The following is an 18011-nucleotide window of genomic DNA, read 5'->3' as shown; positions in this document are numbered from 1 at the left end:
TTTTGAATCCCTAATTTCTCTTCTTAATTCCTTTATTGTATGATAATCCCTTACTTTTAACCTTCTCATATTCATTACAAGCAATCTCTGTTCCATTCGTAAGAATGTTTTAGAGGTTTGGTATTATTTGTTATTTTAGCTGTTGTCTGTTATTTTATCTGGCATAAGCTCACTGTTATAAGTGCAAGGATTGATTCATTGGAAAAAGATGTACAAAGTATGAAAAAAAGAAATAAAGAAGAGCATAAATAAATCTTAACTAACAGATTGTAATTCTGTTAATATTCCTTTTATTGCCGCTTAGATGAGTGTAGTACTTTGTGATCTAAAGTTTTTGTTGAATTTTTGAATCTTAACTTTTAAAAATTTATTATCTATCATAGTAATTGATAAAAAAAAGTGTTATAATGCGTTATATGTTTTTATATATAACGGAGGGTATGATGTATTTTACTTATGAAGAAATAGACAGGCTTATAAACGAAGATATGCCTATGTTTGATTTGACTCAGGAACTGCTTGAAATAAAAGACGAAGGGAAAATAACGTTTTTTACAAGAAAAGACAGTATCGTCACAGCTAATGAAATTATCGAAAAACTTGCTGAAAAATTGAATTTAAAAGTTGTTTTTAAAGAAAAAGACGGAAATTTCATTAGAGGCGGAAGTAGACTGTTTGAAGCTCACGGGGAAAATGTTTTGATTTTGTGGAAAGTGGCTCAAAATATATATGAATATGCATTAAGCGTATCTACTTATGTATATGAAATGACAAAAAAGGCAAGAAAATTTAATCCTGATATTGAAATACTTACAACCAGAAAGGTTATTCCTTTTACTAAAAAAATCGCTCTTAAGGCGGTTATGGACGGCGGAGGACTTCCTCACAGGGTAACGACAACCGAAACGATTCTGATATTCGACAATTACATTAATTTGTACGGGGGATGGGAGAAATTTTATAAGGAATTTAAAAAACTTAGGAATAGATCGATCGAGAAAAAATGGGTGGCTGAGGCTAAAAGTTTTGATCATGCAAAAAAACTGATAGAAATCGGTATAGATGTGCTTCAGCTTGACAAAATAGATGTTGAAACGACCGAAAAAATTGTAAAAGAGGCTCATAAACACAATATAAAGGTTATCAGTGCAGGAGGTATAAACATTAACAATGTTGAAGATTATGCGAAAACGGGAGTCGACAGTATAGTGACAACCGCCCCTTATTTTGCAAAGGGGGCGGATGTTAAAGTTGTTATAACTTCTTAGCCGTTTTTTTTATGTTAAGTTTTTTAATATCACTTAACGCCTGTTTGTAATCGGTACCGTAAAAAAGTACTTTTAAAGCTTTGTTATTGTCCAGTTGGACGGCGATTACACCTTTTTGAAACCGTTTGTCCACATACACGGCGGCCGGATAATTTTGTAATGCGAAGTATTTTAATAAAAAGTCGTTTGTGTTTTTGTCCGTCGAAAGTTTTAAAATTCCGGGTATTCTGTCTTCTATACCTATGTAAAGGATGTTACTGCCGCAGGAATATTTTTTAATTATTTGCATATAATCGTTAATGGCTATGGGTGCGTTGTATTTGTTAAAAAATGAAATTTGTGTGCAGTTGCCGAATTGTGCGGGGAGTATGTTTTCGGCGAAGATTATGGAACCGGTTAAACTCAAAAGGATGAGCTTTTTCATCTTCCCCTCCTTTTTTAGATTTTTTATATTATAAATCTAAAAAATGAAAGAGGGATTAAAGACTGTTTTTAAGCTCTTTAACCCAACCTTCCATAACTTCGTTTGCTATTAAAGCCGGTGCTTCAAGAAAGGCTATTTCGAATTTGTCCTTATATTCCGTCACGCTTATGCTTCTCGGTCTTGCCGCCGGGATTTTTCCGTTGGGCAGTTTGTTTCCGAAACAGAAAAGCACAAGTTTACAGTCGTTTATTTCAGGGTTTATTTCACCTTCGGGAAGCGATTTTGTGTGTGCGTAATGGTCGAATTCCCCGATATACGTACATACGGGGTGCGCGTTTATTTTTTCTTTGAAAAACTCTATTATTTCACCCGCCGTTTTATAGTGTGTTTCGTTTTTTTCCACGTCAAGTACGAATACCGGATATTTTTCCTGTAAAATCATCTGCTGCATTGATTCTCCTTTTTTTGAAGCGAAGTTTAACGAAATTAAGGATAAATTATATCTGTTATAAGTAAAAATTATATATAAACGGAAAGAGTAAAAATTATTACAAGAGCGTTTAACAAATATACTTTCAAACTCCCGCAATCAGAACTCTAAAATGATATAATTTCAAAAAAAAGGCCTGAAATGGGATATATGCTTATTATTGATAATGAGAATAAAAATATTGAAATACATTCGGATTTGTGTGATGCGGTTTTTGAAAAAAAAGAGGATTTAAACTTAAACACCAAACTTGAATTCATACCGTACAATTTTTATTCGGAAATTGAGGAATATCTGCAAAACGTAGAGGATTATGAAATTACCGAATGCGAAATATGCAGCCCTAAAAAAAACAGGGAAGAGCTGGATGAGGATTATGACGATTTTTATGAAGAGTTTGACGATGACGACGAATTCGACGATTCGAGATGCGATATAAATTGAACTTCCGGCTCAAGGTGCTAAAAAACGGCCGGTTAAAGATTTAATATTGTTTCGAAAATATGGTAAAATTATTAAAAATAAAAAAGGAGTATAAATGTTTAAAGAATGTTGTCCGGAATTAATACCAGTAATGGAAAAAGTGGCTGCTGAAAACCCGCATATAGCCAAACTTATCGAAAGACACGCGGAACTTAATAAAATAATAGACGAAGTGGAAGCGGGAAGAGAGCATATGGAAGAGCTTGAGCTTGAAAAACTCAAAAAAGAAAAACTTCATATAAAAGACGAAGTTTATGCGGCTGTAGTCGAATATAAAAAGGAAAAAGGTCTCTAACCCCTCCTTTTTTAGCAATTTTTTACTATAAATTTCTACCGTTTTCTACTATACTTTCAATAAAAAGGCGTTGTTATGTATACCTTGAAAGAAGTTTTGCTGCCTCAGATGAAACCTGCCCTCGGATGTACCGAACCGGCCGCCATTGCTTTAAATGCCGCTTATTTAAAGGAATATGCCGGTTTAAACGTAAACGGAAAAATTAAACTTACTATAAACACCAATTTAATGAAAAACGCCATGTATGTGCCTATTCCCAACACCGGCAGAAAGTTCGGCGTAAAACTTGCCTTTGCGCTCGGATTTGTATGCGGAAAGAAAGAAAAAGGTTTAAATATATTTGAAGATGTGGATGAAAAGTGTTTAAAAAAAGCTGAAGAATTTATGGATTTAATAGAGCTAAACGTAATAGAAGGCAGGGAAATTTTTATAAAAAGCAACCTTAACGGCTGTGAAGTTGTCAGCGAAAAATATCATGATTATGTTTCTTTTGTCAAAACACCGGAAAAAGAGATGAAATTTCCGTACAAAACGGCTGAAAACGACATATCCGATATCGAAAACTGGCTGAAAAATCAGAATTTTGACATTCTGTATGATCTTATCGAAGAAGACGTAGGATTTGTCAAAGAGGCTGTTGATATGAATTTAAAGCTGGCCGAAATAGGGCTTAATAACGACTGTGCGTTAAATATAGGAAAAAGTTTTGGCGGGAATGATGTTTTGTCTAAAATTTTGGCTCTCACCTCTTCCGCGTCGGATGCGAGGATGGAAGGGGTGAATTTTCCGGCCATGAGTCTGGTAGGAAGCGGAAATCACGGAATAAGCGCGGTACTGCCGGTGTGGGTTTACGGCGGGGAAACAGGTTTTGAACAAAAAGACATATTAAAAGCGGTTGCTTTGAGTATGCTTATAACGATTTATGTGAAACTGTTTATCGGGAGGCTTTCCCCTGTATGCGGAGCCGCGTTTGCAAGCGGCTGCGGTGTTGCCGGTGCTATTGCGTATCTTCAAAGCGGAAGAAGGGATGTTTCTAAAAATGCCGTGTCGTTTGTTATTCAAAACATCAACGGTGTAATATGCGACGGGGCGAAAATGGCGTGTTCGCTGAAGGTTTTTCTGGGGGCTAAAACGGGATATGAATCAGCAATGTTCGCTTTGGAGGGCAAACCTGTTTACAGTGACGGGATTTTGGAAAACGATATTACATACAGTATAAGGAATTTAAAAAAAGTTGCCGAGTCCATGTCGGGGGTTGACAAGAGCATTGTCGAAATTATGAAAAACAAGATTATTTGATTTTTGTATTGACTGTAATAAAAAAAGATATTATAATAGCGTTATATCTTAAGATATATAACGACAAAGGAAAACGAATGCTTTTTTTTATTCTTTTGATCAGCGGTTTTATATCACTCTTCGCATCTCAGATTTATGTTGCCGCAGCCGCGAACACTACTTACGCAATGCCGGAAATTATCAAAAAGTTCAATCGTAAATATCCTGATGTAAAGGTGAATGTGATTCTTGCAAGCAGCGGGAAGCTGACCGCTCAGATTATACACGGGGCGGAATACGACATATTTATGTCCGCCAATATGAAATATCCCGAATTTCTTTATAAAAAGGGGTTAGTAAAAAGCAAACCCGAAGTTTACGCAAAAGGTGCCATAGCGCTTTTCAGCGTAAAGAACATTAAACTGGATAATTTTAAAAAAGCCCTGTTAAACGCAAAATCAATCGCTTTGGCGAATCCTAAAACCGCTCCATACGGAAGGGCGGCGGTGGAAGCTATGAAAAATGCGGGGGTGTACGGCAGTGTTGCGGACAAGCTCGTGTATGCCGAGACGGTAAGTGCGGTTATACCTTATACCGTCAATTCGGCGGATATCGGAATTGTGGCGAAAAGTTCGCTTTTTTCCCCGAAAATGAAAAAATACAAAAATTTTGCGGACGTTCCTAAAAACCTTTATAAGCCAATAAATCAGGGTATAATAATGCTTAATAATAAAAACGGTACGCGTGAATTTTATAATTTTATTTTTTCTGACGATGCAAAAAAGGTGTTTAAAAAATACGGTTATATATTTTAAAGGGAAAAAGTGAACAGATTAATCGGCGAAATTACGGATATATATTCGCTTGAAAGACTGAATTTAATTAAATTTAAAATCGGCTCCCAAAACGTAAATGTTTTGATGCTGGAGATGAATATCGATCTGAAGGTGGGTAAAAAAGCACAGCTTATTATAAAGCCTACGGCGGTCAGTGTTTCAAATGAAAAATGCGATTTTGAAAATGCGTTAAAAGGTAGAGTTACCGAAATCAGCAGAGGGAAAATACTTTCAAGTGTAACGGTTGATGTGGAGGGGTTTGAAATGGAATGTATTACGCTTAGGGGATATGACAATTTTAAAAAAGACGTTTTCGTAATGTTTAAGGCAAACGATGTAGCAGTAGAAAAGGTTTTTGAATGAATATAGACTTTACGCCTTTTTTACTCTCTTTCAAACTTGCTTTTTTTACCACTCTTATTTTGCTTGTAATAGGGATTCCTTTTGCGTGGTTTTTAAGTTCCACAAAATCCAAATTCAAACCCGTTTTGGAGGCTGTAAGCGCCCTTCCCATTGTGCTGCCCCCTTCGGTTTTGGGATTTTATCTGTTGGTGTTTTTGTCCCAAAGTTCACCGGTAGGCAGGTTTTTTGAGGAAATGTTTAATGTAAAGCTTGTTTTTACTTTCGAAGGGCTCGTTGTTGCAAGCAGCATATACTCTTTTCCGTTTATGATTCAGCCGCTGCAAAACGGTTTTGAAAACGTGCCGAAAAATATAATCGAAGCTTCCTATTTAAGCGGCAAAGGAAGAATCACCACCCTTTTTAAGGTAATACTTCCCAATATCAAAACATCCCTGATGACCGCAATCATTATTACCTTTGCGCACACGGTCGGGGAATTCGGTGTCGTTTTGATGGTGGGAGGTTCGATTCCGGGCAAAACGGAGGTTGCGAGTGTGGCCATATATGATTATGTAGAAACGCTTGATTATGAAAGCGCGCATATTTACAGTCTTATAATGCTTGCTATAAGTTTTATCGTACTGTTGTTCGTATATACGTTTAATGAAAATCAGAAAAAGAGGTTTTTATGATTAAAGTGGATATAAAAAAGAAACTTCACGGAAGCGGCGGAGAGATGGAGCTTTTATGCGCTTTTGAAATAAAAAAGAACGATTTTCTGGCAATTTCGGGTCCGAGCGGCAGCGGAAAAACCACGCTTCTTAGGATAATCGCAGGGCTTGAGGAGTGTGAGGGCGAGATTTTTGTGGAAGACGAGGTGTGGCAGGACGGAAAAATAAAACTGCCGCCGCAGAAAAGGGAGGTGGGGTTTGTTTTTCAGGATTTTGCGCTGTTTCCGAATATGAGTGTTCTTGAAAATCTTTTATATGTGAAAAAAAACAGAAAACTTGCGGCCGAGCTTTTGGAAATGGCGGGGCTCGGTGAACTTGCCGGCAGATATCCGAACACGCTGAGCGGGGGGCAGAAACAAAGGGTCGCCCTTTGCAGGGCGCTGATGAGAAAACCGAAAATTTTACTTATGGACGAACCTTTTTCCGCACTCGATCCCTTAATGAGGGAAAAACTTCAAAACGATATAGCGGAATTTCACAAAATTTTCGATTTAACGACCGTTATGGTCTCCCATTCCCCGAGCGAAATATACAGGCTTGCAAACAAAATGATTGTGCTAAACAACGGAAAAATAGAAAAATTTTCCTCGCCTAAGGAGCTTTTGTTAAAAACAAGCGGGTCGGCGAAGTTCGCGTTTGAAGGCAAGATTATCGACATAGTGGGGGTTGACGTTATAAATATCGCGGTTGTTTCGATTGCGAACCAGATAGTTGAGGTGGTTATTTCCAAAAAAGAGGCGGAGGAGCTGAAAGTAGGGGACAAAGTCGTGGTTTCAAGCAAGGCTTACAATCCTTTGATAAGGAAAATATAAAAAACGAAGCGTTATATAAAAAAATATATTACGAAGGAGGGCAAATGAGGGTTTTGATTTTTGCGCTGGTGTGTTTTATGCATCTTTTCGGTGATGTTTATGTAGGAATTCCGGGAGGTTATAAAGATGTTTTTGTTAAACTGATCAGTGATTATGACTCTTCCCATAAAATAAAAGTAAATGCCGTATACGCACCTTTGGGAATGTTAATGGCACAGGCGAAATTGCATACTCTTAATATGATAATAGGCGACAAAGAAACGTTAAACAAAAACGGTTTTAAAAATTTTATGTTGCTGGGGTACGGCAAACTTGTCGTTTTGACAAAAACCAAACTAAAATCCTTAAAAGATATAAATAAACTGAAACGCCTGGCGCTTCCTAACCCTGAAACAACCATATACGGAAAAGCCGCACGGGAGGCGTTTGATAATTTGAATCTGCATCCGGGTGTGTTTACTGTATCCATGATGCCGCAGGGTATAAATTATCTGATAATGAATCAGTGCGATTCGGCGGTTGCAAGCAAGACGGCTTCGATTTTACTAAAGGGCAGGTTTTTTGCCCTGGACATTCCTCAGAAATATTACAAGCCTGTTTTGTTCGGAATTTCTGTTTTGAAAAAAGACGAAGGAACGGAAAGTTTTATCGGATATCTTAAATCCAAAAAAGTTAGAAATTATCTGAAAGGATACGGTATATGAACTCTGAAGCGCTTTTTTCAATAAAACTCACGCTGGAGGTTGTTTCGGCGGATGTTTTGTTATTGGTTTTTTTAAGTATACCCCTGGTGTTTTATTTAACGGAGGAAAACGGCGTTCTAAAAAAATTTGTTTATATGATAGTTGATCTGCCGCTTCTTTTTCCTCCGATAGCCACGGGTTTTTTACTTTTGTGGCTTTTTAGGGATAGCGGGTTGCTTGGAAGGTTGCTTTTAAAAACCGACTTTCATATAGTTTTCGGTTTCTGGGGGCTGGTGTTGGCAGGTTTTGTGGCTTCCGTGTCTTTGTTTGTAAAACCTTTGATAGCTTCGGTGAGACAGTTTCCAAAAAATATTAGGGAGGCTTCCTATCTGTCCGGCAAAAGCGGACTGAGCACGTTTTTGTTCGTAATAGTGCCTAATATAAAAAGGGTGTTTGCCGTATCGTTTATTTTGAGTGTTTCAAGGATCTTGGGAGAGGTTGGAATGAGCCTGATGTTGGGAGGGAATATTCCTTTTAAAACGAACACGGTTTCCATTGAAATTTTTTCCGCCGTTTTTAACGGCGACATTGATACGGCTATGAGCCTGAGCGTTATAATGTTTGCGATATCGCTGGTGCTGTTTGCCGTTTTAAAAATTTTCGAATCGGAAAACAGGCTATTCTAAAAGTTTTATGGCTATTTCGGTCAGTTTGTTTCTGTATATTTTTTGCAGATCCACCCATGCGAGCGCTTCGTGCGGAAGTACCTGCTGGAGTCTAAATAGGCCGCTGTCCTGTTTGTCGATTGTGGAATATGTCTGGTGCAAATCACCGAGTAAAAACAGCTTACTGCCTTCGCTCATACGGGAAAGTATCATACTCATATATTCCCTCGTTATAAGCTGGACTTCGTCCACTATTAAAATTTCGCTTTCAAGGATGGAAACCCCCTGAATCATATTAAGCGGTATTATTTCGAATTTTTCAAAAAAGAGCTGGCTTTTTATGCTGTCGTAACTTTGGCCTTTCAAATCCCTGTATAGGAAATTAAGCGCACTCAAAAATCCCCCCGCCCATTCGAGCATTTTTTCATTTTTGCTTCCGGGAAGAAATCCTATGTCGTAGTCGCTGCTGATACCGATGGGAGGACGTGTTATAAATATTTTTTTCTTTGTAAGGCTAAGCGCCGTCGCCGTGGCGAGCAAGGTTTTACCGCTTCCGAATCTACCTGTAATTAAACTTGCAGGAGATTCCACCATTGCATAAACCGCGCATTTTTGATAAATATCGAGCGGTTCGAAAATTTTGGCGTTTTTTATTCTTATTTTGGAAGTTTCGGGGATGTTGTCAATTCTCTCAATGCCTTTATAAGGGTTATAGCAGTACGCCAGATCCCTTTCGTTCATTTCATCGTATGTGATGATAAAATCCCAGTACTGAAGTTCGTAGTCGTGTTTTTGTCTGATGTATTCGATTATCTCTTTGGCGGGTTTTATTCCTATGAAATGTCCGTATTCGAAATTTTTGTCTTCTATTAGAATGGCCGCTCCTTAATATAAATCTTTTCTATGTGCAATTTTTAATATGTGAAGTTCTTGATTTTCAAAATCAACATCAAATAAAACTCTGTAATTTCCGACTTTTAATCTAAAATCGGCAAACGGGTAAGATTTTAATCTTTTTATTTGTGAAAGATTTGGGAAATGTTGTAATTTTTCAATCTCATTTTTTAATTTTTCTTTTGTTTTTGTGTCTAAATTTTTAATGTCTTTTTTTATGCTTTTTGCATAAACCAATTTAAACATTCCAAACTTCTTCGTGAGATAATGTGTTGCCTTTTTTTATTTCTTCTCTTCTTTTTTCTATTTCCTCTCTTAAATTTTTGTATTTTTCTTTTTTTAAAAGTTCATATGCAATAAAATCAAGCAGTTTTTTATCTTTTTCATCTAAATGATTTATAATTTCTACTGTATCCATATTTATCCTTTCATTTTCATTGAGAAATCTTTAAAAGTCGCCTGATGGATTATTGCGCCGCTGCTTACGGCGTCGATACCGGTTTTTACGTATTCTTTTATGTTTTCAAGCGTTACGTTGCCGCTGGCTTCAAGGAATACACCTTTAAAGTTTTTGTTTCTGTATTCCACGACTTTTTTGATCTCTTCAAAGTCCATATTGTCGCACATTACTATATCCGCACCCGCCTGCATGGCTTCAATTGCCATTTCCACGTTTTCGGCTTCGATTTCTATTTTTGTCGTAAACGGTATGTTTTCCCTTGCTTTTGCAACCACTTCTTTTATTGAGCTAAAAAGGGCTAAGTGGGTGTCTTTTAGCATCAGGCAGTCGTCAAGTCCGAGTCTGTGGTTTGTAACACCCCCGCAAAACGCCGCGTATTTTTCAAAAACCCTAAGATTAGGCCTTGTTTTTCTCGTATCTAAAATTTTGAGTCTGTTTTCCGTCAGTTTTACAAATTCATACGCGTTGCTGGCGATTCCGCTTGCGTGTTGGAGGATATTTAGCATTGTTCTTTCGATTGAGAGCAGATCCTTGGCGTTTCCGTAAACTTCAAAAATAACGTCCCCTTTTTTGTAAAAATCCCCGTCTTCAAAAAGAAAATCAAATTTAACGTCTGCAAGAGAGCTGAAATGTTTTATGTATTCTATACCCGCGACCACACCTTCGCTTTTTGCCATGATTAGGGCTTTTGCGTTTTTATTTATAAATCTTCTGGCAAGATCCCCCCTTCCGATATCCTCGTTTAACGCGTTTTTCAAAAAATCGATAATTTGATATTTCATAAGCATTTTTTTCCTTTTTATTTTAAAATATTATTTTTTTCAAACGGCTTGCTATGGTAACCCGAAATTTCACAGAAATTTCGACCATTACGCTGCAGATGTTTTCTTAAAATAATATTTTAAAACTTTTTTATCATTTTCCATTTAAGAGAGTTTCATCATTCTCTCAAGTGCTGTTTTAGCGTTTTTTGCAATTTCGGGATCAACTTCGATTTTATTGTAATCTTTTCCTTCATCTATGGCTTTTAATAGTTTATACAGCTCTTCCAGAGTCGTTTCGTTCATTGAAGGACATTCCGGTTTTGTTGAGCTGAGTACGTAAATATTCGGGTTTATTTCGTTTTTCATTCTGTTTACGAAATTAAATTCAGTCCCGATTGCCATAGGGGTTGTCGGGTTTTCTTTTACATAATTCAGTATCTGTGAAGTGCTTCCGGCAAAATCGGCGAGTTTTACCACTTCCGGAGAGCATTCCGGGTGTACTACGATTTTAATTTCCGGAAATCTTTCTTTGTAAAACTCCACATGTTCTGGCATAAAGAGCTGGTGGACGCTGCAGTGTCCGTCAAAGCATATCATAGTGGCGTTTTGCCAGTTTTCTTCGCCTATTATTTCGGCGCTGATTCCGAGTTTGGCCGCTATGTTTCTTCCTAAGTTTTTGTCGGGGAGGAAAAAGATCTTTTTGTTTTGTTTAAGCGCCCATTCTATTATTTTTTGAGCGTTTGAGCTTGTACAGGTAAGTCCTCCGTTTCGGGCGACTATCGCTTTTGTTTTGGCGGTTGAATTGATATAGGTTATAGGAATAAAATCTATATCGTTTTCTTTTAATGTTTTTATATTCTCCTCCACTTTTACCTCTTCCGCCATTCTCGCCATGGAGCAGTCGGAAAGGCGGGGCATATACACGTCTATTTCAGGGTTTAGTATTTTTGCGCTTTCACCCATAAATTTCACACCGCAGAATATCAGAGGGTTTTTAAGAGCGCTCGTTTTTTTGGCAAGCTCAAGGCTGTCTCCCGTTAAATCGGCTAAATCGAATATTTCGTCTTTTTCGTAATAGTGCGCCGCTATGGTTATATTGTGTTTTTTTATAAGTTCTTTTATTTCGTTTATCATTTATATCCTTTTTGCGTATAAATGGAGTGTGATTACTTTATAAAAATTATATTATAATTTCACAAAAAAGGAAAAATATGTCTCCAATAATGTGGTATTTAATAGCTTATCTTGTGGGGGGGATTCCGTTTGGGTACCTTATAGCGAAATATTTTGCGGGAATTAACATAAAAGAGCAAGGAAGCGGTAATATAGGCGCTACGAACGTGCTGAGGGTTTTAAAACGGAGTGATCCGGTTAAAGCTAAAAAACTCGCTGCGGTTACGCTTCTTTTGGATGCTCTGAAAGGAGCTCTTGTAATACTTGCTGCAAAAGCGTTCGGGGTATGCGAGGCCACACAGTGGGCGATAGCCGTCATAGCGGTGATAGGGCACTGTTTTTCACCGTATCTGAAGCTTGAAGGCGGAAAAGGCGTGGCGACTACGGCCGGGGTTCTTTTGGTGCTTGTTCCAAAAGCCGTGCTCGTTGCGGTTGTCGTGTGGTTTGTTATGGTTAAAACCGTAAAAATTTCTTCTTTAAGTTCTCTTAGCGCGATTGTGGTGGGAATTTTAAGCACATATATTTTGTATCCGGATCTTCCTATCCATTCGCATGCCCCTCTTTTAATAATAGGATTTATCGTACTTTATAAACATAAAGACAATATTTACAGGCTGATTGTGGGTGAGGAGAAGAGGGTAATATAAATGGAAAATGTTTCAATGGAAAATGGAAAATGTATAGAATATTAATTGAAAATTTAGAGTTTGAAGCGATAATCGGGATACTTCCCGAAGAGAGAGAAAAAATTCAAAAAGTTGTTGTAAATGCAGAAATAGAATATAAAAACAAAAACGAATTTATTGATTATGCAGAGGTTTGCAGTATTTTAGAAAAATTAATGATAGAAAAAAAGTTTATGTTAATCGAAGACGCATTAGAAGCTATTGAATATACATTGATAAAGAAATATCCGCAAATGAGAAGTCTGAAACTTAAAATCCAAAAGCCTGAAATTTTAAGGAATGCTTTAGTGGGAGTGGAGATTTTAAGAAAATATTAATTTTTGATATAATTTTTCGAGTATTAGGTTCGTGGTCGTATTCGGCCGCCTGCCGAATACGAAATTAAAGGAGAGAGAGTGAGACTTCTTGTAATTGAAAAAGATGAGACATTAAACCATTTAATCACAAAATCTCTTGAAGAAGTGGGGTATAAGAGTGATGAGGTGTTTACCGTAAAAGACGGTAAATACTTTTTGGATATCAGACATTATAATTTAGCTGTTATAGATGCCGATTTCGGACTCAGCGAGGTTTTTAAATTTATAGATTACGCTAAGGAAATTTACCCTTTAATCAAAATAATCGTAATTTCAAACGACCATTCCGTTGAAACCGAAATAAAAGTGTTAAAAATGGGGGCGGACGATTTTATAAAAAAACCGCTGAATTTCGATTTGCTGATAACGCGTATAAATGTGGCTTTAAGAAGTGGAAAAGAATCACAGATAAAAATTAAAGATTTGATTATAGTAAAAGACGAAGAAAAAATCGTCTACAACGGGAAAGAAACTTATTTAAAAGGCAAGGCGTTTGAGGTGTTTACCCATCTTGCGAGATATCCCAATCAGGTAATATCAAAAGAGCAGCTTTTAGACGCCATCTGGGAGGAGCCCGAGCTCGTAACCCCGAATGTTATAGAAGTTGCGGTAAATCAGATACGTCAAAAGGTTGACAAAGTTTTTAAAATTGATACAATTAAGACCATTCGCCGAAGAGGCTATAAATTCTGTTATCCAAAGGAGTAGCATGTCACTTATGATTAACGATGAATGCATAGCGTGTGATGCATGTGTGGACGAATGTCCCAACGGGGCTATTGAGCCTGCGGATCCAATATATGAAATAGATCCGGATTTATGTACCGAATGTATAGAACACGGGGGTGAACCTCAGTGTGTGCAGGTATGTCCGGTCGATGCGATTGTGCCTGATCCGGATAATATGGAAAATGCGAAAGAATTAAGATTAAAAGCCGAACTTATACATAAAGACGAAGAAGAATAATGGCTAAAATAACGGCTGTAATAGATATAGGCTCAAACTCGGCCAGAATGGCTGTGTTTAAAAAAACCAGCCGTTTCGGGTTTTACCTTTTAAGAGAGGAAAAATCCAAAGTAAGAATCAGCGAAGGCGCTTATGAAAACGGCGGAAACCTTCAGGATTTTGCAATTGAAAGGGCGATAAACGCTCTTAGGGAGTTTCTTTTAATTGCAAAATCTCTGAAAGTAAGGAAAATTCTCGCTGTCGCCACTTCGGCTGTCAGGGACGCTCCGAACAGAAGCGAGTTTTTAAGCAGGGTAAGAAAAGAACTCGGTATAAACATAAAAGTTATAGACGGGGACAAAGAGGCGTTTTTCGGGGGTGTTGCCGCGGCAAACCTTTTATATGAAAAAAACGGCGTTACCATCGATATAGGGGGAGGCTCCACCGAGCTTGCGTTAATAAGAAAGAAAAAAATCATCAATACCGTTTCACTTAAAATAGGAACGGTCAGGCTAAAAGAGCTCTATTTCGACAAAGGCGACATTGAAGGTGCCAAAAAACACATAAGGGCCGAAATCGGACGTTTAAACGATGAGTTTAAACAAAACAAGGTGTTCGGAATAGGAGGAACCATCAGGGCCCTTTCACAGGTTATAATGAAGAAAATAGAATATCCCCTCGATATTCTTCACGGGTTTACTTACGATGTAAAAGAACATATTAAATTTTTAAAATCAATAATCAAAATGAAAGACGACGAACTTTTAAAAATAGGGGTAAAACCCGAAAGATTGGATGTAATAAGACCGGGTGTGCTTATATTTACCGAGCTGTTGGATTATTTGGGATCCAAACAGGTGATAACCAGCGGTGTGGGTGTAAGGGAGGGTGTTTTTTTAAGTGATCTCTTAAGACATGACAATCATAAATTTCCTGAAAATTTCAACCCTTCTGTCAGAACGATTATCGACGTTTATCAGATAGATACGAAACTTTCTTCTTATGAAACGAAAATAGCGCTTGAACTTTTTGATTTGCTCAAAGACGATTTTAAGCTTGAGGATAAATACAAACTTCATCTGACTTATGCGATTAAACTTTCACGAGCCGGGGAGCTTATAGATTTTTACGAAGCGCACAAACATACCGATTACATTATTTTAAATTCACTCCATTACGGGTTCAGACACTGTGACAGGCTTTTGATGTCAAAAATAATACGTTTTTACAAAAGAAAAAAAATAAAGAAAAAAGAGATTGAAAAATACAAATGTCTTTTGCCCCGAAAAGAGATTATAGAAAAACTGTGTAATATTTTCTGGGTTGCAAAACTCGTTAACATTAATTTTTCAGCACCGAAAGTGGATATAATTAAGCGAGGCAAACAGATTGTAATCGAAGGTGAAAATCTGTATCTTGCAAAAGAGAGAAGTAAAAGCAGGGAACTGTTTTTTAATCTTACGATAACCGATAAAGGCGGATAATGAAAAGACTGTTTTTAATAATACCCGCACTGTTTTTAGGCTGCAGTGTTTCCAATACCACCACAAAGGTCAGGGAGTTTACCAAATGTTACGTCCATCAGATTCCGGCTCCTTTTTGGGTGTGTTATCAGTCTTCGTTTTTAAGCGTTGGAAAAGTCCATGCCGATAAACAGACAAGACTGAAACAGGAAGAGGCTTATTCTTTAGGGGTTAGTGAACTTATAGCCAAACTTCAGAGCAAAACGAAGCTGTTTTTAAGAAAAATAGGTGTAAAAGACAAACACATCGATTCGGAAATTAAAGATTTTGTCATATTAAACGCCCTACAAGGGGACAGCTGGTACAGCGAAAAAGAAAAAATGATTTATGTTCAGGTGCAGATAAATAAAGACGAATTTGAGAAATTTCTTTTTGAAAAATTCAAAAAAATCAAAAAAGAGGAATTAAAAAGCGCTTTTGATGAAACATTTTGATTTTATCGTAATCGGCGGCGGAATAGCGGGACTGCTAAGCGCATATATGCTAAAGGATTTCAACACCCTTTTGATTGACGAAAACGGTGTTTTAACGTCCGGTGCGAGTGCGGCTGCCGGGGCGTTTTTGTTTCCGAAAGTAGGATTTGACACTGCCTATACGAGATTTATTAACAAAGCTATTATAAATTCTTTACAATTTTACGAAAAAGAGGGTGTCGATACCCATAAAACCGGTGTGACTCTTCTTCCGCGGGATAATAGGGACATAGAAAAATTTAAAAAATACGAAAAAGATATAAAACTGCCCTTTGAAAAAAAATACGGGGGGTTTTACTTTAAAGACGGCGGAGTGGTTTTCCCCGAGGAGGTGAGGGAAAAAATAAAAGTCGATTATGAAATTCAAAAAGTCGATTCTTTGCATAAAGAAGGTGAATTCTGGAGGGTTGGCGGATTTTTAACGAGAAACGTAATTTTAGCCACGGGACATAAGTTTTTAATGGATATTCCCTATATAAACATCCGTCCCGTTTGGGGGGAAAGAATTGAAGGTAATGGAGAATGGAGAATTGAGAATGGAGAATTTGGAAAAATTATGCCCTGTCATTTTCATAAAAACTGTTCGTTAACCGAAATAGACGGAATTATAAAAATAGGCGCGACGCACAAAAGAAACTGCCTTGAGTGCCGTGAGAATGAAGAGGAGGCTTATGAGCTTATTGAAAAAGCCAAAGAGATAGTTGATATTCAAAATTTTAAAATATCAAAAATTATGGGCGGTTTCAGGGCCGCGAGTGTTGATTATTTTCCTGTGGTTGGTAAAATTATAGATGTAGATGAAAGCCTGAAAATGAATCCGAAAATCGTAAAAGGCGAAATGCCGAAAAAACTGAATTTCATAGAAGGTTTGTATATTGTAAACGGCATGGGGGGCAGGGGGTTTTCCAATGCGTATGCATGTGCTAAAGCGCTGAAAGAACATATTGTTGAAAGAAAAGAACTCGGTGTTTTGGACACTAAGAGACTTTTTATAAAATGGGCGAGAAAAGAAGGTGAAGAGTATTTAAAGGAGAAAAATGTTAAAAGTTAAAAATGTAACAAAGCAGTTCGGCGGAGTCGTTGCGATAAAAGATGTTAATTTTGAAGTAAAACAAAATGAAATTTTTGCGCTTGTAGGGCCTAACGGTGCGGGTAAAACCACGCTTTTTAATATTATAACAGGTGCGTTTGAACCTACAAAAGGGCACGTTTATTTTAAAGATGAGGAAATTACGGGGCTTAGTCCCGTAAAAATCGTGGAAAAGGGGATTGCGAGAACGTTTCAGAATATCAGGCTTTTCAATTCGATGACCGTTTTGGAAAACGTTCTTATAGGGTTTCACAATCATATCGAATATACTTTTTTCGAAGCTGTTTTCAGGCTTCCGAGATTTTTTTCACAGGAAAAAGTGCATAAAGAAATGGCGATGGAGATTTTAAAATTTTTAAAAATAGACCAGTACGCTAACCATAACGCAAAGGCGCTCAGTTACGGAAACCAGAGAAAAGTTGAAATTGCAAGGGCTTTGGCCACCGAGCCGGATCTTCTGCTTTTGGACGAACCGGCGGCCGGTATGAACCCGAAAGAAACGGACGAACTTGCCGATACGGTGTTCAGGCTCAGAAGCGAAAAAGAAAAGACAATTCTTTTTATAGAACACGATATGAAATTCGTACAGAAAATTGCGGACAGGGTGATGGTGCTTGATTACGGTAAAACGATTTTCGAAGGAAAGCCCGCCGATATGATGAAGGATGAGACGGTTATAAAAGCATATTTAGGAGATATCGATGTTGAAGGTGAATAATTTAAAAGTAAAATACGGTGTGATAGAAGCGGTAAGAGGTATCAATTTTGAAGTGAAAGCCGGTGAGATAGTCACCATTATCGGGGCGAACGGGGCAGGCAAAACTTCGACACTGAGCGCTATTTTTAACCTTGTAAAAAAAGAGGGGAACGTCAGGTTTGTAGAAGGCGACATATCAAAACTTTCAACCGATAAAATCGTAAAACACGGTATGGCTTTGGTACCCGAGGGCAGAAGGATATTCATTAACCTCACCGTTGAGGAAAACCTTAAAATAGGTGCTTATACAAACGAAGAAAACTATGAGAATTTAAAAGAGGAGATGTTCAGGCTTTTCCCGAGACTCAAACAGAAAAGAAACAACTACGGCGGGAGTCTCAGCGGCGGTGAGCAGCAGATGCTCGCAATCGCGAGGGCACTGATGAGCGAGCCTAAAATGCTTGTGCTTGACGAACCCTCACTCGGACTTGCCCCTATTATCGTAAAAGATCTGTTCGGGATTTTGGTGGATCTGAATAAAAACGACGACGTTACCATTCTTTTGGTCGAGCAAAACGCCGCGGCCGCACTTAAAATCGCCGACAGGGCGTATGTAATGGAAAACGGATCGCTTGTTATGGA

The 18011-nt window shown here is 37.7% G+C and carries 26 protein-coding genes; 19 read left to right on the top strand and 7 right to left on the bottom strand.

Annotated features, from left to right (window positions below):
• The first annotated feature begins 440 nt into the window (after positions 1-440).
• Complete coding sequence (gene modD / locus ACXJIE_RS04155) at positions 441-1268, top strand: ModD protein (RefSeq protein ID WP_456479711.1); 828 nt, start codon at positions 441-443, stop codon at positions 1266-1268.
• Here the strand turns inward: modD and ACXJIE_RS04150 are convergent.
• Both ACXJIE_RS04150 and ACXJIE_RS04145 read right to left on the bottom strand, forming a co-directional pair.
• The gene (locus ACXJIE_RS04150) at positions 1255-1692 is read right to left on the bottom strand and encodes a hypothetical protein (protein WP_456479710.1); all 438 of its coding nucleotides are present in this window, start codon (positions 1690-1692) and stop codon (positions 1255-1257) included. The two genes, modD and ACXJIE_RS04150, sit on opposite strands and share 14 nt — an antisense overlap.
• Before the next feature lie 55 nt (positions 1693-1747).
• The gene (locus ACXJIE_RS04145; protein WP_456479709.1) at positions 1748-2143 is read right to left on the bottom strand and encodes a DUF6858 family protein; all 396 of its coding nucleotides are present in this window, start codon (positions 2141-2143) and stop codon (positions 1748-1750) included.
• 180 nt (positions 2144-2323) lie between these two features.
• On the opposite strand from ACXJIE_RS04145, the gene ACXJIE_RS04140 reads away from it, so the two are divergent.
• The 9 genes from ACXJIE_RS04140 (at position 2324) to ACXJIE_RS04100 (ending at position 8328) form a co-directional block, all read left to right on the top strand.
• On the top strand, positions 2324-2626 hold the full coding sequence (locus tag ACXJIE_RS04140) for a hypothetical protein (protein ID WP_456479708.1): 303 nt from the start codon (positions 2324-2326) through the stop codon (positions 2624-2626).
• 94 nt (positions 2627-2720) lie between these two features.
• On the top strand, positions 2721-2960 hold the full coding sequence (locus ACXJIE_RS04135; protein WP_456479707.1) for an HP1242/YdcH family protein: 240 nt from the start codon (positions 2721-2723) through the stop codon (positions 2958-2960).
• A gap of 75 nt (positions 2961-3035) precedes the next feature.
• Positions 3036-4259, top strand: a complete 1224-nt coding sequence (locus tag ACXJIE_RS04130; RefSeq protein ID WP_456479706.1) for an L-cysteine desulfidase family protein — start codon at positions 3036-3038, stop codon at positions 4257-4259.
• A 77-nt stretch (positions 4260-4336) separates the two neighbouring features.
• On the top strand, positions 4337-5053 hold the full coding sequence (gene modA / locus ACXJIE_RS04125; protein WP_456479705.1) for a molybdate ABC transporter substrate-binding protein: 717 nt from the start codon (positions 4337-4339) through the stop codon (positions 5051-5053).
• Between the two features lie 9 nt (positions 5054-5062).
• Positions 5063-5437 carry a hypothetical protein gene (locus tag ACXJIE_RS04120; RefSeq protein WP_456479704.1) on the top strand — a complete coding sequence of 125 codons (375 nt, stop codon included), beginning with the start codon at positions 5063-5065 and terminating at the stop codon, positions 5435-5437.
• Complete coding sequence (modB, locus tag ACXJIE_RS04115; RefSeq protein WP_456479703.1) at positions 5434-6108, top strand: molybdate ABC transporter permease subunit; 675 nt, start codon at positions 5434-5436, stop codon at positions 6106-6108. The genes ACXJIE_RS04120 and modB overlap by 4 nt, the downstream gene beginning before the upstream one ends.
• Positions 6105-6959 (top strand): ABC transporter ATP-binding protein, encoded by an 855-nt coding sequence (locus tag ACXJIE_RS04110; RefSeq protein ID WP_456479702.1) that lies wholly within the window; start codon positions 6105-6107, stop codon positions 6957-6959. Before modB ends, ACXJIE_RS04110 begins: the two co-directional genes overlap by 4 nt.
• Positions 6960-7003: 44 nt before the next feature.
• Entirely contained in the window at positions 7004-7663 is a 660-nt protein-coding gene (locus ACXJIE_RS04105) for a molybdate ABC transporter substrate-binding protein (RefSeq protein WP_456479701.1), read from the top strand.
• Positions 7660-8328: a molybdate ABC transporter permease subunit gene (locus ACXJIE_RS04100; RefSeq protein WP_456479700.1), complete on the top strand. Its 669-nt coding sequence runs from the start codon at positions 7660-7662 to the stop codon at positions 8326-8328. Before ACXJIE_RS04105 ends, ACXJIE_RS04100 begins: the two co-directional genes overlap by 4 nt.
• On the opposite strand, the gene ACXJIE_RS04095 is transcribed toward ACXJIE_RS04100, so the two are convergent.
• The 5 genes from ACXJIE_RS04095 to nadA form a co-directional block, all read right to left on the bottom strand.
• Positions 8320-9048 (bottom strand): PhoH family protein, encoded by a 729-nt coding sequence (locus ACXJIE_RS04095; protein WP_456479699.1) that lies wholly within the window; start codon positions 9046-9048, stop codon positions 8320-8322. The two genes, ACXJIE_RS04100 and ACXJIE_RS04095, sit on opposite strands and share 9 nt — an antisense overlap.
• Positions 9049-9192: 144 nt before the next feature.
• Positions 9193-9447 (bottom strand): type II toxin-antitoxin system RelE family toxin, encoded by a 255-nt coding sequence (locus tag ACXJIE_RS04090; protein WP_456479698.1) that lies wholly within the window; start codon positions 9445-9447, stop codon positions 9193-9195.
• Entirely contained in the window at positions 9440-9619 is a 180-nt protein-coding gene (locus ACXJIE_RS04085) for a hypothetical protein (protein ID WP_456479697.1), read from the bottom strand. The genes ACXJIE_RS04090 and ACXJIE_RS04085 overlap by 8 nt, the downstream gene beginning before the upstream one ends.
• A 2-nt stretch (positions 9620-9621) precedes the next feature.
• Entirely contained in the window at positions 9622-10443 is an 822-nt protein-coding gene (nadC, locus tag ACXJIE_RS04080; RefSeq protein ID WP_456479712.1) for a carboxylating nicotinate-nucleotide diphosphorylase, read from the bottom strand.
• A 144-nt stretch (positions 10444-10587) separates the two neighbouring features.
• Positions 10588-11559 (bottom strand): quinolinate synthase NadA, encoded by a 972-nt coding sequence (gene nadA / locus ACXJIE_RS04075; protein ID WP_456479696.1) that lies wholly within the window; start codon positions 11557-11559, stop codon positions 10588-10590.
• Between the two features lie 77 nt (positions 11560-11636).
• Here nadA and plsY point away from each other — a divergent pair, with 77 nt between their 5' ends.
• The 9 genes from plsY to ACXJIE_RS04030 form a co-directional block, all read left to right on the top strand.
• Positions 11637-12245: a glycerol-3-phosphate 1-O-acyltransferase PlsY gene (gene plsY, locus ACXJIE_RS04070; RefSeq protein ID WP_456479695.1), complete on the top strand. Its 609-nt coding sequence runs from the start codon at positions 11637-11639 to the stop codon at positions 12243-12245.
• A 29-nt stretch (positions 12246-12274) separates the two neighbouring features.
• Positions 12275-12601 carry a dihydroneopterin aldolase gene (locus ACXJIE_RS04065; protein WP_456479694.1) on the top strand — a complete coding sequence of 109 codons (327 nt, stop codon included), beginning with the start codon at positions 12275-12277 and terminating at the stop codon, positions 12599-12601.
• A 78-nt stretch (positions 12602-12679) separates the two neighbouring features.
• A complete protein-coding gene (hsrA, locus tag ACXJIE_RS04060; protein ID WP_456479693.1) occupies positions 12680-13348 on the top strand; it encodes a homeostatic response regulator transcription factor HsrA in 669 nt (222 codons plus the stop codon).
• A gap of 1 nt (position 13349) precedes the next feature.
• A complete protein-coding gene (locus ACXJIE_RS04055; RefSeq protein ID WP_456479692.1) occupies positions 13350-13607 on the top strand; it encodes a YfhL family 4Fe-4S dicluster ferredoxin in 258 nt (85 codons plus the stop codon).
• Positions 13607-15070: a Ppx/GppA phosphatase family protein gene (locus ACXJIE_RS04050; RefSeq protein ID WP_456479691.1), complete on the top strand. Its 1464-nt coding sequence runs from the start codon at positions 13607-13609 to the stop codon at positions 15068-15070. Before ACXJIE_RS04055 ends, ACXJIE_RS04050 begins: the two co-directional genes overlap by 1 nt.
• Complete coding sequence (locus tag ACXJIE_RS04045; RefSeq protein ID WP_456479690.1) at positions 15070-15543, top strand: hypothetical protein; 474 nt, start codon at positions 15070-15072, stop codon at positions 15541-15543. The genes ACXJIE_RS04050 and ACXJIE_RS04045 overlap by 1 nt, the downstream gene beginning before the upstream one ends.
• Positions 15530-16633, top strand: coding sequence for an NAD(P)/FAD-dependent oxidoreductase (locus ACXJIE_RS04040; RefSeq protein ID WP_456479689.1), 1104 nt, complete (start codon positions 15530-15532; stop codon positions 16631-16633). Before ACXJIE_RS04045 ends, ACXJIE_RS04040 begins: the two co-directional genes overlap by 14 nt.
• Positions 16620-17390, top strand: coding sequence for an ABC transporter ATP-binding protein (locus tag ACXJIE_RS04035; RefSeq protein ID WP_456479688.1), 771 nt, complete (start codon positions 16620-16622; stop codon positions 17388-17390). Before ACXJIE_RS04040 ends, ACXJIE_RS04035 begins: the two co-directional genes overlap by 14 nt.
• Positions 17374-18011, top strand: a 638-nt coding sequence (locus ACXJIE_RS04030; protein WP_456479687.1) for an ABC transporter ATP-binding protein, incomplete at its 3' end; no start/stop codon positions are given. The genes ACXJIE_RS04035 and ACXJIE_RS04030, both read left to right, overlap by 17 nt.

The sequence above is a fragment of the Nautilia sp. genome (genome assembly GCF_053994455.1).
Note: the sequence above shows the minus strand (reverse complement) of the source record. Positions and strands in the feature narration are given on the sequence as shown.

Bases quoted from the DNA above. Each gene is read 5' to 3' on its own strand.
- ACXJIE_RS04035 (WP_456479688.1), top strand. From the start codon at position 16,620: ATGTTAAAAGTTAAAAATGTAACAAAGCAGTTCGGCGGAGTCGTTGCG.
- ACXJIE_RS04140 (WP_456479708.1), top strand. From the start codon at position 2,324: ATGGGATATATGCTTATTATTGATAATGAGAATAAAAATATTGAAATA.
- ACXJIE_RS04110 (WP_456479702.1), top strand. From the start codon at position 6,105: ATGATTAAAGTGGATATAAAAAAGAAACTTCACGGAAGCGGCGGAGAG.
- ACXJIE_RS04105 (WP_456479701.1), top strand. From the start codon at position 7,004: ATGAGGGTTTTGATTTTTGCGCTGGTGTGTTTTATGCATCTTTTCGGT.
- modA (WP_456479705.1), top strand. From the start codon at position 4,337: ATGCTTTTTTTTATTCTTTTGATCAGCGGTTTTATATCACTCTTCGCA.
- ACXJIE_RS04055 (WP_456479692.1), top strand. From the start codon at position 13,350: ATGTCACTTATGATTAACGATGAATGCATAGCGTGTGATGCATGTGTG.
- modB (WP_456479703.1), top strand. From the start codon at position 5,434: ATGAATATAGACTTTACGCCTTTTTTACTCTCTTTCAAACTTGCTTTT.
- ACXJIE_RS04100 (WP_456479700.1), top strand. From the start codon at position 7,660: ATGAACTCTGAAGCGCTTTTTTCAATAAAACTCACGCTGGAGGTTGTT.
- ACXJIE_RS04130 (WP_456479706.1), top strand. From the start codon at position 3,036: ATGTATACCTTGAAAGAAGTTTTGCTGCCTCAGATGAAACCTGCCCTC.
- modD (WP_456479711.1), top strand. From the start codon at position 441: ATGATGTATTTTACTTATGAAGAAATAGACAGGCTTATAAACGAAGAT.
- ACXJIE_RS04050 (WP_456479691.1), top strand. From the start codon at position 13,607: ATGGCTAAAATAACGGCTGTAATAGATATAGGCTCAAACTCGGCCAGA.
- ACXJIE_RS04065 (WP_456479694.1), top strand. From the start codon at position 12,275: ATGTATAGAATATTAATTGAAAATTTAGAGTTTGAAGCGATAATCGGG.
- ACXJIE_RS04150 (WP_456479710.1), bottom strand. From the start codon at position 1,692: ATGAAAAAGCTCATCCTTTTGAGTTTAACCGGTTCCATAATCTTCGCC.
- ACXJIE_RS04045 (WP_456479690.1), top strand. From the start codon at position 15,070: ATGAAAAGACTGTTTTTAATAATACCCGCACTGTTTTTAGGCTGCAGT.
- plsY (WP_456479695.1), top strand. From the start codon at position 11,637: ATGTCTCCAATAATGTGGTATTTAATAGCTTATCTTGTGGGGGGGATT.
- nadC (WP_456479712.1), bottom strand. From the start codon at position 10,443: ATGAAATATCAAATTATCGATTTTTTGAAAAACGCGTTAAACGAGGAT.
- ACXJIE_RS04135 (WP_456479707.1), top strand. From the start codon at position 2,721: ATGTTTAAAGAATGTTGTCCGGAATTAATACCAGTAATGGAAAAAGTG.
- ACXJIE_RS04145 (WP_456479709.1), bottom strand. From the start codon at position 2,143: ATGCAGCAGATGATTTTACAGGAAAAATATCCGGTATTCGTACTTGAC.
- ACXJIE_RS04095 (WP_456479699.1), bottom strand. From the start codon at position 9,048: ATGAACGAAAGGGATCTGGCGTACTGCTATAACCCTTATAAAGGCATT.
- nadA (WP_456479696.1), bottom strand. From the start codon at position 11,559: ATGATAAACGAAATAAAAGAACTTATAAAAAAACACAATATAACCATA.
- ACXJIE_RS04085 (WP_456479697.1), bottom strand. From the start codon at position 9,619: ATGGATACAGTAGAAATTATAAATCATTTAGATGAAAAAGATAAAAAA.
- ACXJIE_RS04040 (WP_456479689.1), top strand. From the start codon at position 15,530: ATGAAACATTTTGATTTTATCGTAATCGGCGGCGGAATAGCGGGACTG.
- ACXJIE_RS04090 (WP_456479698.1), bottom strand. From the start codon at position 9,447: ATGTTTAAATTGGTTTATGCAAAAAGCATAAAAAAAGACATTAAAAAT.